The organism is Wenyingzhuangia gilva, from assembly GCF_030519655.1.
GTDB lineage: Bacteria > Bacteroidota > Bacteroidia > Flavobacteriales > Flavobacteriaceae > Wenyingzhuangia > Wenyingzhuangia gilva.
On record NZ_JAUMIT010000001.1, the window covers coordinates 478,236 to 493,287 of the forward strand.

Here is a 15,052-nt window from a genome sequence, read left to right on the forward strand (position 1 = left end):
TCTTATGAAAAAATTAATCTATATCATATCTCTTTTTGGTCTTGTTTCACAAGCACAAGATGCTCCGCCAAACTTTCAAGTTTACAACTACACAGACATGGGAATTCTATTCTCTAGTGAGGATGTTTCTGGTACAGCAAGATTTGCTGGTTTAAACGGATCTATGGGAGCTGTAGGAGGGGATTTGAGCAGTATCAACATCAACCCCGCAGGAATTGCTATTTACAATAATAACGAGGTTAATTTAACCTTAGGATCTTATAACTACAACAATAGTACAGATTATTACAATTCAAGCATGAATAATAAATCTACGACTTTTAACACTGATCAAGTGGGGGCTGTATTTGTTTTTAGAGATGCGATCACCACCAATGATTGGTCTAAAGTTAGCTTTGCAGTCAACTACCAAAAAATGAATAACTTCCACTCAAGGGATTTATTTTCAGGAAACGGTGGCCAATCTAGTTTTAACTACCATCCTGATGACGAAAACTATGAGTATAATGATGCTCAAAATCAAGTTTTTTACAACTACACCGACGGTAAAACCTCTAAAATTAACTTAGCCTTGGCAGGACAATATGGACATAATTTTTATGCTGGTTTTAGCTTGAATTTACATAACTTGAATTTCTCACAATCTACAAGACTAAATGAGTTCAATAATGATAATAGCGGTAACACACTAAATGCATCATCAGTGCAAAACAACTCTCAAACAGCTGATGGTATTTCTATCAATCTTGGATTTATTTACAAACCCATAAATGAAGTTCGTTTAGGATTATCGTATGAATCTCCTAACTGGTACTATAATGTAACAGAAGATTTTAATTCTAAAATAATTATTGACGGAGGAGTTCCTTCTAAAAATCTTGATCGTATTACGATTATTGAAGATCCATCTTATGCAGAATACAAATTAAGAACCCCAAGTAAAATAACTGCAAGTGGGGCAATTGTTATTGGTAAATCAGGCTTTATAAATATTGATTATATGTATAAAACCTATAATTCATTAAATTTAAAAGGTAGCTCTCAAAACAATATTATTGAATTTCAAAACAATAATCAATACTTCACTGATGTATTACATAATACTCAAAACATTAATTTAGGAGGGGAATTTCGTTTACAAAACGTAAGTTTAAGAGGAGGATTTGGCTACGAACAAAGTCCTTTCAAATCAAAATTAGACCCAAGAAACATAGACGTGCTTAAACTAGGTAACAGATATAGTGCCTCTTTAGGGGCTGGAATTCGTTTTGGAGCTTCAAGATTAGATATTGCTTACAGAAGAACACAGCAAGAAACAGCTTACGATTTTTATGACCCATACCAAAATGTAAACACATCTACTATTAATAACAATAACTCAAGAATTGTTGCTACTTATACTTATTCCTTTTAAAGAAAAACACCAAAATTTGATTACATCCTCGTGCTAAATTAAGAGTCAATTAAATTTAAATAAACTACTTTTGTATAAATTTTTTTGAGGAATGAATACACATCGTATAAGTATAGAAGGAACAAACAATGCATCTATTGTTAAGTTTGTTAGTAATGAGCAAGTAACTAAAGGAGGAAGCTATCAATTTAACAATATTGATGAAGCCAAAGAATCTCCTATTTCTCAGCAATTATTCAAACTTCCGTTTGTTAGCAAAGTGTTTATTAGTGCTAATTTTATCGCCATAGAAAAATACGACATCGTTGAGTGGAGTGATATTCAGAACGACATTAGAGAGTTGATAGAAATCTACTTGAACGAAGGTAACACGATTGTAACTGACAAAGCAGAAACAAGAAAAGTTGCCATAGAAATTTATGCAGAAAGTACTCCAAACCCAATGGTAATGAAGTTTGGTTGTAACAAAATGCTTACGCCAGATGATCATGAATATAAATCTGCCGAAGAAACAAAAAACTCACCGTTGGCTCAAGTCTTATTTGAATTTCCTTTTGTAAAAGAAGTCTATATTTCAGAAAACTACGTGTCTATTACTAAAAACGAAATGATTGAATGGGGAGAAATCAACGTACAATTAAGAACTTTTTTAAAGGAATACATTCAATCTGGAAAAACCATTATTGATACTTCTATCGCAAAGCCAACAGTAGAAATTCCTACGACTCCTATTCAAGATTTAGCTGGAGTTCCCTTAGAAATTGCTAATATTTTAGAAGAATACGTAAAACCTGCCGTTGCCAATGATGGTGGGAACATCGTTTTTCAATCTTATGATGAAGAAAAACAAGATGTGTATGTTATTTTACAAGGTGCTTGTAGCGGATGTCCATCTTCTACCATTACTTTAAAAAATGGTATTGAAACCATGTTAAAAGAAATGTTACCTAACAAAGTAAATAACGTTATTGCTGTTAACGGATAATCTTGCCATGTCAAAAATCATCAAACCTTACAAAGATTCAGACGCTACTAAAAAGACACAAGTAGCCGATATGTTTAACAATATTTCCGGAAATTATGATGGCTTAAACAGGATCATGACTTTTGGAATAGACATCAAATGGCGAAAAAAAGTAGTTGCGCTTGTAAAAGCTAGTCAACCTAAAAATATTCTAGACATTGCTACAGGAACTGGAGATTTGGCTATTATGCACAGTCAACAAATGCCTGCTGCCAAAATAATTGGTTTGGATATTTCTTCTGGTATGCTTCAAGTAGGTAAAGAAAAAATTAAAGCTTTAGGATTACAGTCTAACATAGAAATGGTTTTAGGAGATTCTGAAAACATTCCTTATGAAGATAACTTTTTTGATGCTATTACTGTTTCTTATGGGGTTCGTAATTTTGAAGACTTAAACAAAGGTTTAAGAGAAATTAACAGGGTTTTAAAACCAGGAGGAATTTTTGTGGTTTTGGAAACTTCTGTACCTACTAAATTTCCTTTTAAACAAGGATATCAATTTCACAGTAAAGTTCTTTTACCTTTGATTGGAGGCTTGTTTTCTAAGGATAAAACCGCTTATTCTTATTTGTCAGAATCTGCTAATTCCTTTCCTTATGGAGAAAAATTCAATACTATTTTAAAAGAAAATAACTTTATTAACGTTATAGATATTCCAGTCACTTTTGGTGTCTCAACTATTTATAAAGCCACAAAATAAAAATGAAACAGTTCGTTGTATATCTATTCTTTTGTCTTTGCTCCATCTCCTATGGGCAAACTGAAAAAATATCACGACTACAAAGCTTTGACAATAGACCCATCCGTTATGGGTTTTATTTGGGTTTACACACGAAAGGATACGCAATAGAATCTTCTCCTGATGTAATATTGTCTAGTGGAGCAGGATTTCATCTAGGGGTTTTAGCCGATTTGAAAGCCTCTGATTTTGTTAGCTTTTTAACAGAGCCTGGAATTATTAGTAGCACCAATAGTCTTACTTTTGATGGAGAAAAAACGGAAGTTCCTGCTACTTATTTTCACCTTCCAGTATCCATAAAACTCAGCACCAGAAGACTTAATAACGTTAGAGGTTTTGTTATAGGAGGCGTTTCTTATAACTACAATTTTACTGCTAACAAAAACAACAATGATAATGGTGCAAACCCTAGAGATTTTGAATTAAAACAACATACTTTGATGGGAGAAATAGGGATCGGAGCTAGTTTTTACTTCCCTTATTTTAAATTTTCGCCATCTATTAGAGGCATTTACGGATTTCAAAACGAATTTATTGGTCTAGGAACTATTGCAAAAGCCAATATTAGTGAATTAAGAACCAGAGGCGTTTTTCTTACTTTAACTTTCCAGTAGCACGTCTAAACTCATTTAACAAAATTGCTGTTGCCGTAGCTACATTTAAACTTTCAGTTGCTTGAAGCTCACCAAATCTCGGAATGGTTAATTTTTTATTTATTATTTGTTTGATTTCATCACTCACTCCATTGGCCTCATTCCCCATAATAATAATTCCATTTTCAGGTAAAGAAGCGGTGTATACATTCTCCCCTTCCATATCTGTTACATACACAGGCTGCTGAGTTTCATTTAAATAAGGAATTAAATCTACATATTTTACCACTACTCTAGTTAAAGAACCCATGGTAGACTGTACCACTTTTGTATTGTAACAATCCACTGTTTCTTTACTACAAATCAATTCTTTTACTCCAAACCAATCACACAACCTTATAATAGTTCCTAAATTCCCTGGATCATTAATTGTATCTAACACTACTTTTAACCCATTGTCTTGAGAAGTTTTTTCTGATGGAATTTTAAAAAGCCCTAATACTTTGTTAGGTGATTTTAATACACTTACTTTTTTTAATTCACTTTCTGTGATGACTTCGTAGTGATGATTTTTATAATCCTCAACTACATCCTCTACACAAAACAAAGAATGCAACACGATTTCAGAATTTAAAAACTCATTCACTACTTTTTTTCCCTCTGCAACAAAAAGCCCTTCTTTTACACGGTACTTTTTTTGTTGTAAACTCGTTATCAATTTAATTTGATTCTTAGATATTGGCATGCTGTGGCATTTTGGATTCAAATTTAAACTAAAAATCAACAAGCATTACTTCTAAACATATTTAATGCTTATTTTTGAATCACCAATACATTAGTTTCTTGAGAATAACATCACATTTTTTTCTATTTTACCTCCTACTCAGTTTTCTATTAACTGCCTGTAGTATGACTAAGTATGTAAAAGAAAACGAACATTTACTAACAAAAAACACCATTAGGATTGATGATAAAAAAACATCAGACTATACGATTACAGACTACTTAATCCAAAGACCCAACAACAGAGCTTTAACTATGCCTGTAGGTTTGTTGATTTATAATTTGGGAAATTTAAATTATGATTCTATCCATCAACAAAAACTTAAAGCTTTTGAGGATAGAAATAATTTTTGGGATCGATTACTTTCAAAAAAGCAAACCCTTAAAAGCATTTATCGAAAAAAGAAGTTTAACGACTGGCTTTTAACCAAAGGAGAGGCTCCTGTAATTGTAGACGCTAAAAAAACAGCCAACACCGCAGAAAATTTAAGAACACATTTTTTTAACAACGGCTATTTTGATGCTACCGTTAAAACTGAAATGATCACAAATCTTAAAAAAGCAGACATTTACTATAACATAGTTAAGAGAGATCCTTACTATATTGGAGACATCCATTATTTTATCAAAAATAAAGAGATTGATTCTATTGTTCAGCAAAACAAAGATCAAGTTTTAATTAAAAAAGGAGATCAATATCATCAGGAAAAATTTCAAGAAACTGTAAGTGCCATCACCCAACTGTTAAGGAACAATGGTTTTTATCACTTTACAGAAAGTTTGATTAGTTTTAGAAACATAGACACACTTGCTCAAAATCATATTACTCCTGTTGATTTTCACATCGATCACAGAAAAATTAAAAAAGGAAATGTGATTGAAGAAATTCCAACAAATGTTCAAACCATCAAAAAAATAAGCGTTTTTACAGATTATAGTTTCGAGACTAGAAACAACGTGTATGACACAAAGAAAAACTACAATGATGTTGAGTTTTACGCACATGAAAAATTAAAATATCGAGTAAAAACTTTAGCCAACTCTATTTTTATAGAGCCCAATCAAATATATAATGATGATGCTATAGAGGCTACCAGAAGACACTTAAAGTCCTTAAATAACTTTAGAGTGGTAAAAATTAGCCAAAAAGAACTCCCAAACAACGAATTAGCCACAACTATTATTTTAACTCCTTTAAAGAAATTTGGAGTTGGAATTAACTCCGAAATTATACACTCCAACATCAAACAAGTTGGTTTGTCTGGAGGATTTAGCTTTATCAACAGAAATCTTTTTAGAGGTGCCGAAATTTTTCAACTTTCTTTACAAGGAAGTATTTTTGACACCGCCACCAAAAGTAGGAGCTCTAATACGGGGACTTTTGATGCATACGAATTAGGAATTGATGCTTCTTTAGAATTCCCTAAGTTTATTTTTCCTTTGCTAGGTAATTTAATCCCTAGAACCATGACTCCTAGAACCAAAATAACCCTTGGTACTAGTTTTCAGAAAAACATAGGATTAGACAAACAAAAAGTGACTGGAGTAATTGATTACACTTGGAAATCTTCATTAAAAAACAAACATACAGTTGAGTTGTTAAACGCACAATATATTAAAAACTTAAATGTTAATTCTTATTTTAATATTTATAGCTCAGAATACAATCAAATCAAAAGTATTCAAGAATCAGAATTTCCTTCTTACAACTTAACCAAAGATAATGCCTCTGATTTTATACAAAGTATTCCTTCTGGCTTCCAAAACAGCAATCCAACAGATTATAAAACACTAAAAAACATCCAAAAAAGAAGGAGTATTATTACAAGCAACAACATTATTCCATCCGCCTCTTATGCTTTTGAACACAATAGCAAAAGAGGACTTTCAGACACTCGATATAATTATTTTAAAGCTAAAATTACTTCCGCTGGAAATGTCAATTCTTTTTTGTTTGAAACTCAAAATGATCAAAAGGTTTTTGAAAACATTCCAGTTTCACAATTTGTGAAGTTTGATGTTGATTTTAGAAAATTCTGGAGCAAGTCTACTAACAACTCATTAGCTTTTAGAGCCTTTGTAGGCGTTGCCATCCCTACTGGAAAAAATAAAGATATTCCTTTTATCAGCAGTTATTTTGCAGGAGGATCTAATGATATTAGGGCTTGGAAAACCTATGAATTAGGACCTGGTAGCTCCAATTCCGGTTTAGAATTTAACATTGGTAACTTTAAAATTCTTTCTAGTTTAGAATATCGATTTAAAATTTTTAACAGTATTCACGGTGCTATTTTTATGGATGCAGGTAATATTTGGAACTTACCAAATGCCTCCTCTACCGCTTCCGAAGAAGAACTTTTTTCAGGATTTAAATCCTTGGAAAATATTGCTATAGGAACAGGAACCGGTATCCGATATGACTTTAACTTTTTAGTACTTCGTTTGGACTTGGCTTTTAAAACATATGAACCCTATTTAACTGAAAATAAATGGTTCAGCAATTACTCTTTAGATCAGTCCGTATTAAACATCGGTATCAACTATCCTTTTTAGTACGATATCGTTTTCGTATAAACTAGTTGACTTGCCCCCCATTCATTACATAAAAATGACTATTTTTGTTGTGATTAATTCAATAAACTAATTATAAAATGAGTTACAATATCAAACCAGGAGTTGCTACAGGAGATGCAGTTCAAGAAATTTTCAAACTAGCAAAAGAAAAACAATTTGCATTACCGGCTGTTAACGTAACAGGTAGTAACACAATTAACACAGTTTTAGAAACTGCTAAAGAATTAAACTCACCAGTAATTATTCAATTTTCTAACGGTGGAGCTATTTTTAATGCAGGAAAAGGATTGTCTAACGACGGACAAGCTGCTGCTATTGCTGGAGCTATTGCTGGAGCAAAACATGTACACGAATTATCTTTAGCTTATGGTGTGCCTGTAATTTTACATACAGACCACGCTGCAAAAAACTTATTACCTTGGATTGATGGTTTGTTAGATGCTTCTGAAAAACACTTTGCAGAAACAGGAGCTCCATTATTCTCTTCTCATATGATTGATTTATCTGAAGAGCCTATTGAAGAAAACATCGCTATTTGTAAAGAATACTTAAAGCGTATGGACAAAATGGGTATGACTTTAGAAATTGAATTAGGAATTACAGGAGGTGAAGAAGATGGTGTTGACAACTCTAACGTTGACGAATCTAAATTGTACACCCAACCTGAAGAGGTAAACTACTGCTACGAAGAACTATCTCAAGTATCTTCTAGATTTACTGTAGCTGCTGCTTTTGGAAATGTGCACGGTGTTTATAAACCAGGAAACGTAAAACTAACTCCAAAAATCTTAGATAACTCACAAAAATTTATCGAAGAGAAACATGGATTAGAACATAACCCAATTGATTTCGTATTCCACGGAGGATCTGGTTCTTCTGTAGAAGAAATTAGAGAAGCTATTGGATATGGTGCTATTAAAATGAACATTGATACTGACTTGCAGTATGCTTTTATGGAGGGAATTAGAGACTATATGGCTGCTAATGCAGACTTTTTACAATCTCAAATCGGAAACCCTACTGGAGCTGACGCCCCTAACAAGAAATACTACGACCCAAGAGTTTGGTTACGTAAAGGAGAAGAGACATTAAAAACTCGTTTGAAACAAGCTTTTGCTGACTTAAACAACGTAAACACTTTATAATCAACAAGATTATATTTGTTTTATCATACAGAATAGAGAAACTGATTTTATGCAGTTTCTCTATTTTTTTTAGTAAATTGCCCCTCTATTTAAATGAATAATTATGACAGCTTGGTTTAAAAGAAGTGATAAAGGAATTCAAACCCCTACAGAAGCTAAGAAAGATGTGCCTAAAGGATTGTGGTACAAAACTCCTAGCGGAAAAATCATCGATACAGATGAATTAAAAGGAAACCTATATGTAAGTCCTGAAGACGGATATCATGTAAGAATCGGTAGTAATGAATATTTTGAAATATTATTCGATAATAACAAATATACTGAGTTAGACAAAAACCTAACATCTGTAGATTCTTTAAATTTTGAAGACACCAAACCTTATCCAGAAAGAATTAAAGAAGCACAAAGTAAAACCAATTTAAAAGATGCAGTAAGAACGGCTGTTGGGAACTCTTATGGAAAACCAATAGTTATTGCTGCTATGGACTTTGCTTTTATTGGAGGTTCTATGGGATCTGTGGTTGGAGAAAAAATAGCAAGAGCAATTGACTATGCTAGAGAAAACAAAACTCCATTTTTAATGATTTCTAAATCTGGTGGTGCTCGTATGCAAGAAGCACCTTTGTCTTTAATGCAGTTGGTAAAAACCTCTGCTAAATTAACACAATTGGCAGAAGCTAAAATACCTTACATTTCATTATGCACAGACCCTACAACTGGAGGAACTACTGCTTCATACGCCATGTTAGGAGACATCAATATTGCAGAGCCTAACGCCTTGGTTGCTTTTGCTGGTCCACGTGTGGTAAGAGATACCACAGGACAAGATTTACCAGAAGGTTTCCAACGCTCTGAATTTTTATTAGAACATGGTTTCTTAGATGCTATTTACGAACGTAAAAACCTAAAAAAACAAATCAATTTATATATTGACTTGATTCAAAACAACAAGATTAGAACAAAAGCTGCGATATAAATCTTTTACAATATCTAAAAAAGCCCTTTTTAAAATTAAAAAGGGCTTTTTTTATACACATAAGAAAAAAATTATGCCATTAAAAAAACCTCCAAGACTAAATTAGTTTTGGAGGTTTTATGTATATCAATATATCTTCTCAGATATTATCTTTTTTCAATATCTACATACGACCTTAATGTTTCCCCAACATATAATTGACGAGGACGACCAATAGGCTCTTTATTCTCTCTCATTTCTTTCCATTGAGCAATCCATCCTGGTAAACGTCCCATTGCGAATAACACTGTAAACATTTCTACAGGAATTCCTAATGCACGATATATAATTCCAGAGTAAAAATCTACGTTAGGATATAAATTTCTAGACTTAAAGTATTCATCATTTAACGCCGCCTCAGACAAACCTCTCGCAATGTCTAATACAGGATCTTGAATATCTAAATCTTTTAAAATATCTTCTGCAGCTACCTTAATAATTTTTGCACGTGGATCGAAGTTCTTATATACTCTGTGCCCGAATCCCATCAAACGGAAAGGATCATTCTTATCTTTAGCCTTATCTAAATATTTTTCAAAACCACCACCATCGGCTTTAATTTCTTCTAACATTTCAATTACAGCTTGGTTTGCACCACCATGTAACGGTCCCCATAAAGCAGAAATACCAGCAGAAATTGAAGCAAATAATCCAGCATGAGAAGACCCTACAATTCTTACTGTAGATGTTGAACAGTTTTGCTCATGATCTGCATGTAAGATTAATAACTTATCAAGAGCATCAATAACAATTTTATTTATTTGATATTCTTTATTAGCCTTTTTGAACATCATTTTTGCAAAATTCTCTTCATAGCTCAAATCAACATCTCCATAATCTAAAGGCTCACCTTTCATCTTACGCATGCACCAAGATACCAACACTGGGAATTTCCCCATAAGAATTACAATGGCATTGTACATATCCTGTTCAGAAGTAATGTCAACTGCTTTTGGATTAAATGCAGTCAAAGCACTAGTTAAAGATGACAACACTCCCATTGGGTGTGCATTCTTTGGAAAAGCATCTAAAATTTTGTGAATATCTTCATCCACCATTGAATTATTTTTGATGTCTTGATCAAATTTATCCAATTGTTCTGTGGTTGGTAATTCTCCAAAAATAAGCAAATATGAAACTTCTAAAAAAGAAGCTTTTTCTGCTAATTCTTCAATTGCATATCCTCTATATCTTAAAATTCCTTTCTCACCATCTAAAAAGGTAATAGCACTTTTACATGAACCTGTATTTTTAAACCCTGGATCAATCGTCGTAACACCTTCAGTTGCTGCCCTAAGCTGTTTGATATCAATTGCTACTTCGTTCTCTGAACCACGCTCTAATGGAAGCTCGTACTTTTTTCCTTCTATTTCTAGTATTGCTGTGTTTGACATATAAAATTTAATATTTCCTTAATATTTTTACTTGAGATTCACAAATCTACAAATAAATCCCTTTTTTCAAAAGATAAAATTACTTAATTACACTACGTAAACATACGTAGTTTAACAAAACTCCTCTTTTCTTTACAATATATAACAACTATTTCATTTTATAATAAATTAAATAAAGAGATTATAAACGTCTTAACATCATTTCTTAAAACATTTAATGTTCTGATTTATAATTATTTATAAAAAATAACAATCACTGAACAACGTAAGTTTTTTAGGATTTTTTTTTTATCCTTAATTACTATTCTAATTTTGTGTGTTCATTGAGAAAATTTTGAAATAAAGACCTTTAAGAATGGCATTAAATAAACACAGTAAAAGACTTACTCAAGATCCATCACAACCTGCTTCACAAGCAATGTTGTATGCAGTAGGATTAACAGATGAAGACATGAACAAACCTCAAATTGGTATCGCAAGTACTGGTTATGATGGAAATCCATGTAACATGCATTTGAACAACTTAGCTCAAGAAATTAAGAAATATACAAACCTTAACGAACAAGTTGGATTGACTTTTAACACCATTGGTGTGAGTGATGGTATTTCCATGGGAACTTCTGGAATGAATTACTCATTGGCTTCAAGAGATATTATTGCAGATTCTATGGAAACTGTAGTAAACGCTCAAAGCTATGATGGTTTGGTGGGTGTTGTTGGTTGTGATAAAAATATGCCAGGAGCTATTATTGCTATGTTGCGTTTAAATCGTCCATCGTTAATGGTGTACGGAGGAAGTATCGCTTCAGGAAAATACAAAGGACGTAAATTGAACATTGTTTCTGCGTTTGAAGCTTTAGGACAAAAAGTTGCAGGAGAAATTGACGAAACTGAATATAGAGAAATTATTAAATCTGCTATTCCAGGAGCTGGAGCTTGTGGAGGAATGTACACTGCAAACACCATGGCATCTTCTATAGAATGTATGGGAATGGCTTTGCCGTATAACTCCTCAATTCCTGCAGAAAACCCTAATAAATTATCAGAAGCTGAGCGAACTGCTAAAGCCATGAAAAATTTATTAGAACTAGACTTAAAACCCAAAGATATTGTCACCAAAAAATCAATAGAAAACGCCGTTGCTTTGGTCAATGCTTTAGGTGGATCAACCAATGCTGTTTTACACTATTTGGCCATTGCCTATGCAGCTGATATTGAATTTACTCTAGAAGATTTTCAGAGAGTAAGTGATAACACTCCGTTGATTGCAGATTTAAAACCTTCTGGTAAATATTTAATGGAAGATGTGCATAGTATTGGTGGTACACCAGCCATTATGAAATATTTATTAGAAAAAGGATATTTACACGGTGACTGTATGACTGTTACAGGAAAGACTTTGGCAGAAAACTTAGCTGATGTAGAAGCTATGGAATTTGAAGATCAAGATGTTGTTCATCCAACTGATAAAGCCTTAAAATCATCAGGTAACTTACAAATCTTATATGGTAACCTTGCTGAGAAAGGAGCAGTTGCAAAGATATCTGGAAACGAAGGATTAAAATTTGAAGGAAGAGCGGTTGTTTACGATGGTGAACAAGCTGCCAATACCGGAATTTCTAATGGAGAAGTAAACAGAGGAGACGTCGTCGTTATTCGTTATGTTGGACCTAAAGGTGGCCCTGGAATGCCAGAGATGCTAAAACCAACATCATTAATTATGGGAGCTGGTTTAGGTAAATCAGTTGCTTTGATTACTGACGGACGTTTTTCTGGTGGAACACACGGGTTTGTGGTAGGTCACATAACGCCCGAAGCACAAGACGGTGGATTGATTGGATTGGTAGAAACGGGAGATACCATTACCATTAGTGCAGAGGACAACTCAATTACTTTACAAGTTTCAGAGGAAGAAATCGCCACTCGTAAAGCTAAGTGGATCCAACCACCTTTAAAACACAATAAAGGTATTCTGTTTAAATACGCCAGATCAGTAGCTTCGGCTTCTGAAGGATGTGTAACAGATAAATATTAATCAAAGTACCAAGTAAAAAGTATCAAGTACAAAGTTTAAATCAACAACCTATACTCAATACTCAGTACTCAGTACTCAATACTACATACGAAGTATGAAAAACACAGAAAGAATCATAGGAGCCGAAGCTGTAGTAAGATGTCTTATTGCAGAAGGAGTTGATGTTGCCTACGGATATCCCGGAGGAGCCATTATGCCTATCTACGATGAATTGTATAAATACCAAGACCAACTACATCATGTATTAACTAGACATGAACAAGGTGCTGCACATGCAGCGCAAGGATATGCTAGAACTTCAGGTAGAGTTGGTGTTGCCTTGGCTACTTCAGGACCTGGTGCAACGAACTTAATCACTGGAATTGCAGATGCTCAAATAGACTCTACTCCAGTGGTATGTATTACCGGGCAGGTAGCTTCTCACCTTTTAGGAACAGATGCCTTTCAGGAAACAGATGTGATAAGTATCTCCTCTCCTATTACTAAATGGAATTGCCAAGTAACCAAAGCAGAAGACATTCCTGCTGCCATTGCCAAAGCATTTTATATTGCCAAGTCTGGTAGACCAGGACCTGTATTGATTGACATTACTAAAGATGCGCAACAAGGTGAACTTGATTACAACAGTTATGAAAAATGTTCACAAGTAAGGAGCTATAAACCAATTCCTGAAACCGATATCGAAAAGGTTAAACAAGCTGCTGAAATTATCAATGGTGCTAAAAAACCAATGATTATTTTTGGTCAAGGAGTTATTTTAGGAAGTGCTGAAGCAGAATTAAAAGCTTTTATTGAAAAATCTGGAATTCCATCAGCTTGGACTGTTTTAGGATTGTCGGCACTGGCAACCAATCATCCTTTAAATGTAGGTATGGTTGGAATGCATGGAAACTACGGGCCTAATAAATTAACCAATGAATGTGATGTCTTAATTGCTATTGGAATGCGTTTTGACGACCGTGTTACTGGAAAATTAGATGTATATGCAAAACAAGCCAAGGTTATTCATTTTGATATAGATCCTGCTGAAATAGATAAAAACGTAAAGTCAGACGTTGCTGTTTTAGGTGACGCAAAAGACACTTTAGGGAAAATCTTAGAATATGTAGATCAAAAAGAATATACTTCTTGGTTAAATGAATTTAGAGCTTTTGACCAAATAGAATTTGAAAAAGTTATTGATGGTCAGTTAAATCCAACCAAAGAAGGATTGACCATGGGTGAAGTATTACAAGGTATTAACAAAGCAACTAAAGACAACGCTGTGATAGTGTCTGATGTAGGTCAACACCAAATGATGGCGGTTCGTTATGCTAACTTTACCAATACAAGAAGTAATGTAACTTCAGGTGGTTTAGGAACTATGGGATTTGCTTTACCAGCAGCCATCGGTGCTAAAATGGGAGCCCCTTCAAGAGATGTTGTGGCTATTATTGGTGATGGAGGTTTTCAAATGACTTGTCAAGAACTAGGAACTATTTTGCAAACAGGAACTGCTGTTAAAATTGTGGTTTTGAATAATGAATTTCTAGGAATGGTACGTCAATGGCAACAATTATTTTTTGATAGACGTTATGCTTCTACAGAGATGATTAATCCTGACTTTATAAAATTAGCAGAAGCTTACAGCATTCCTGCTAAAAAAGTAACCCAACGCGAAAACTTACAAGCTGCTATTGATGAAATGATTGCTAGTGAAAGCTCTTACTTTTTAGAAGTGATGGTTGAAAAAGAAGACAATGTATTCCCAATGGTTCCTACAGGTGCAAGTGTATCAGATGTAAGATTAAGCTAGAAAACTAAAGACATGGAAAAAAAATCATATACCATATCCGTTTATTCTGAAAACAACTTAGGGTTGTTAAACAGAATCTCTACCATTTTTGTTAAAAGACACATCAACATAGAAAGTTTAACTGTTTCTCACTCTGAAATAGAAAATGTTTCTAGGTTTATCTTGGTTGTAAACATGACTGAAGATGCTGTTAAAAAGATTATTGGTCAGTTAGAAAAACAAGTAGAAGTCATTCAAGCTTATTATCATACAGAAGATGAAATTATTTTTACTGAAACAGCTATGTTTAAGTTTAAATCAGATTTGTTGTTTGAAAATCCACAAATTCAAAATATCATCAAAGAACACAGTATGAATATTGTGACTGTAAACAGAACTTTTTTTGTAGTAGAAAAAGCGGGAAGAAGACACGAAATAGATGCTATATACGAATCTTTTAAACCTTTTGGGATTGCTCAATTTGTACGCTCAGGTAGAGTAGCCATTTCAAAAGAAGCGATGAATATTCGTAAAATTTTAGGAGAGATAGTTCAATAGAATT

The 15,052-nt window shown here is 33.4% G+C and carries 12 protein-coding genes; 10 read left to right on the forward strand and 2 right to left on the reverse strand.

The features are described from left to right. Window positions 1–4: 4 nt before the first annotated feature. The 4 genes from QVZ41_RS02255 (at window position 5) to porT (ending at window position 3,791) form a co-directional block, all read left to right on the forward strand. Window positions 5–1,414, forward strand: a complete 1,410-nt coding sequence (locus QVZ41_RS02255; protein ID WP_302882914.1) for an OmpP1/FadL family transporter — start codon at window positions 5–7, stop codon at window positions 1,412–1,414. Window positions 1,415–1,505: 91 nt separating this feature from the next. Beyond that, window positions 1,506–2,399, forward strand: a complete 894-nt coding sequence (locus tag QVZ41_RS02260) for a NifU family protein (RefSeq protein ID WP_302882915.1) — start codon at window positions 1,506–1,508, stop codon at window positions 2,397–2,399. A gap of 7 nt (window positions 2,400–2,406) precedes the next feature. After that, window positions 2,407–3,138 (forward strand): bifunctional demethylmenaquinone methyltransferase/2-methoxy-6-polyprenyl-1,4-benzoquinol methylase UbiE, encoded by a 732-nt coding sequence (gene ubiE / locus QVZ41_RS02265; protein ID WP_302882916.1) that lies wholly within the window; start codon window positions 2,407–2,409, stop codon window positions 3,136–3,138. A gap of 2 nt (window positions 3,139–3,140) precedes the next feature. Then, on the forward strand, window positions 3,141–3,791 hold the full coding sequence (gene porT / locus QVZ41_RS02270; protein ID WP_302882917.1) for a type IX secretion/gliding motility protein PorT/SprT: 651 nt from the start codon (window positions 3,141–3,143) through the stop codon (window positions 3,789–3,791). Here the strand turns inward: porT and QVZ41_RS02275 are convergent. Further along, window positions 3,772–4,515 (reverse strand): TrmH family RNA methyltransferase, encoded by a 744-nt coding sequence (locus tag QVZ41_RS02275; protein WP_302882918.1) that lies wholly within the window; start codon window positions 4,513–4,515, stop codon window positions 3,772–3,774. The genes porT and QVZ41_RS02275 overlap by 20 nt on opposite strands. 98 nt (window positions 4,516–4,613) lie before the next feature. Here QVZ41_RS02275 and tamL point away from each other — a divergent pair, with 98 nt between their 5' ends. The 3 genes from tamL to accD all read left to right on the forward strand — a co-directional run bounded on the left by tamL (window position 4,614) and on the right by accD (window position 9,248). Next, a complete protein-coding gene (gene tamL / locus QVZ41_RS02280; protein WP_478221190.1) occupies window positions 4,614–7,106 on the forward strand; it encodes a translocation and assembly module lipoprotein TamL in 2,493 nt (830 codons plus the stop codon). Between the two features lie 98 nt (window positions 7,107–7,204). After that, window positions 7,205–8,272, forward strand: a complete 1,068-nt coding sequence (gene fbaA, locus QVZ41_RS02285; protein WP_302882920.1) for a class II fructose-bisphosphate aldolase — start codon at window positions 7,205–7,207, stop codon at window positions 8,270–8,272. A 103-nt stretch (window positions 8,273–8,375) separates the two neighbouring features. Beyond that, window positions 8,376–9,248 (forward strand): acetyl-CoA carboxylase, carboxyltransferase subunit beta, encoded by an 873-nt coding sequence (accD, locus tag QVZ41_RS02290; RefSeq protein WP_302882921.1) that lies wholly within the window; start codon window positions 8,376–8,378, stop codon window positions 9,246–9,248. A gap of 146 nt (window positions 9,249–9,394) precedes the next feature. Here accD and QVZ41_RS02295 read toward each other — a convergent pair whose 3' ends face one another. After that, window positions 9,395–10,681: a citrate synthase gene (locus QVZ41_RS02295; protein WP_302882922.1), complete on the reverse strand. Its 1,287-nt coding sequence runs from the start codon at window positions 10,679–10,681 to the stop codon at window positions 9,395–9,397. Window positions 10,682–11,036: 355 nt separating this feature from the next. Here QVZ41_RS02295 and ilvD point away from each other — a divergent pair, with 355 nt between their 5' ends. The 3 genes from ilvD (at window position 11,037) to ilvN (ending at window position 15,048) form a co-directional block, all read left to right on the forward strand. Then, complete coding sequence (ilvD, locus tag QVZ41_RS02300) at window positions 11,037–12,716, forward strand: dihydroxy-acid dehydratase (RefSeq protein WP_302882923.1); 1,680 nt, start codon at window positions 11,037–11,039, stop codon at window positions 12,714–12,716. A gap of 94 nt (window positions 12,717–12,810) precedes the next feature. Then, the gene (gene ilvB / locus QVZ41_RS02305) at window positions 12,811–14,511 is read left to right on the forward strand and encodes a biosynthetic-type acetolactate synthase large subunit (RefSeq protein ID WP_302882924.1); all 1,701 of its coding nucleotides are present in this window, start codon (window positions 12,811–12,813) and stop codon (window positions 14,509–14,511) included. Between the two features lie 12 nt (window positions 14,512–14,523). Further along, window positions 14,524–15,048, forward strand: a complete 525-nt coding sequence (gene ilvN, locus QVZ41_RS02310; RefSeq protein ID WP_302882925.1) for an acetolactate synthase small subunit — start codon at window positions 14,524–14,526, stop codon at window positions 15,046–15,048. Window positions 15,049–15,052: the final 4 nt, after the last annotated feature.

What these genes read in the sequence shown, in the direction of transcription:
- QVZ41_RS02255 (WP_302882914.1), top strand. Translation starts at nt 5, where the DNA reads ATGAAAAAATTAATCTATATCATATCTCTTTTTGGTCTTGTTTCACAA.
- QVZ41_RS02260 (WP_302882915.1), top strand. Translation starts at nt 1,506, where the DNA reads ATGAATACACATCGTATAAGTATAGAAGGAACAAACAATGCATCTATT.
- ubiE (WP_302882916.1), top strand. Translation starts at nt 2,407, where the DNA reads ATGTCAAAAATCATCAAACCTTACAAAGATTCAGACGCTACTAAAAAG.
- porT (WP_302882917.1), top strand. Translation starts at nt 3,141, where the DNA reads ATGAAACAGTTCGTTGTATATCTATTCTTTTGTCTTTGCTCCATCTCC.
- QVZ41_RS02275 (WP_302882918.1), bottom strand. Translation starts at nt 4,515, where the DNA reads ATGCCAATATCTAAGAATCAAATTAAATTGATAACGAGTTTACAACAA.
- fbaA (WP_302882920.1), top strand. Translation starts at nt 7,205, where the DNA reads ATGAGTTACAATATCAAACCAGGAGTTGCTACAGGAGATGCAGTTCAA.
- accD (WP_302882921.1), top strand. Translation starts at nt 8,376, where the DNA reads ATGACAGCTTGGTTTAAAAGAAGTGATAAAGGAATTCAAACCCCTACA.
- QVZ41_RS02295 (WP_302882922.1), bottom strand. Translation starts at nt 10,681, where the DNA reads ATGTCAAACACAGCAATACTAGAAATAGAAGGAAAAAAGTACGAGCTT.
- ilvD (WP_302882923.1), top strand. Translation starts at nt 11,037, where the DNA reads ATGGCATTAAATAAACACAGTAAAAGACTTACTCAAGATCCATCACAA.
- ilvB (WP_302882924.1), top strand. Translation starts at nt 12,811, where the DNA reads ATGAAAAACACAGAAAGAATCATAGGAGCCGAAGCTGTAGTAAGATGT.
- ilvN (WP_302882925.1), top strand. Translation starts at nt 14,524, where the DNA reads ATGGAAAAAAAATCATATACCATATCCGTTTATTCTGAAAACAACTTA.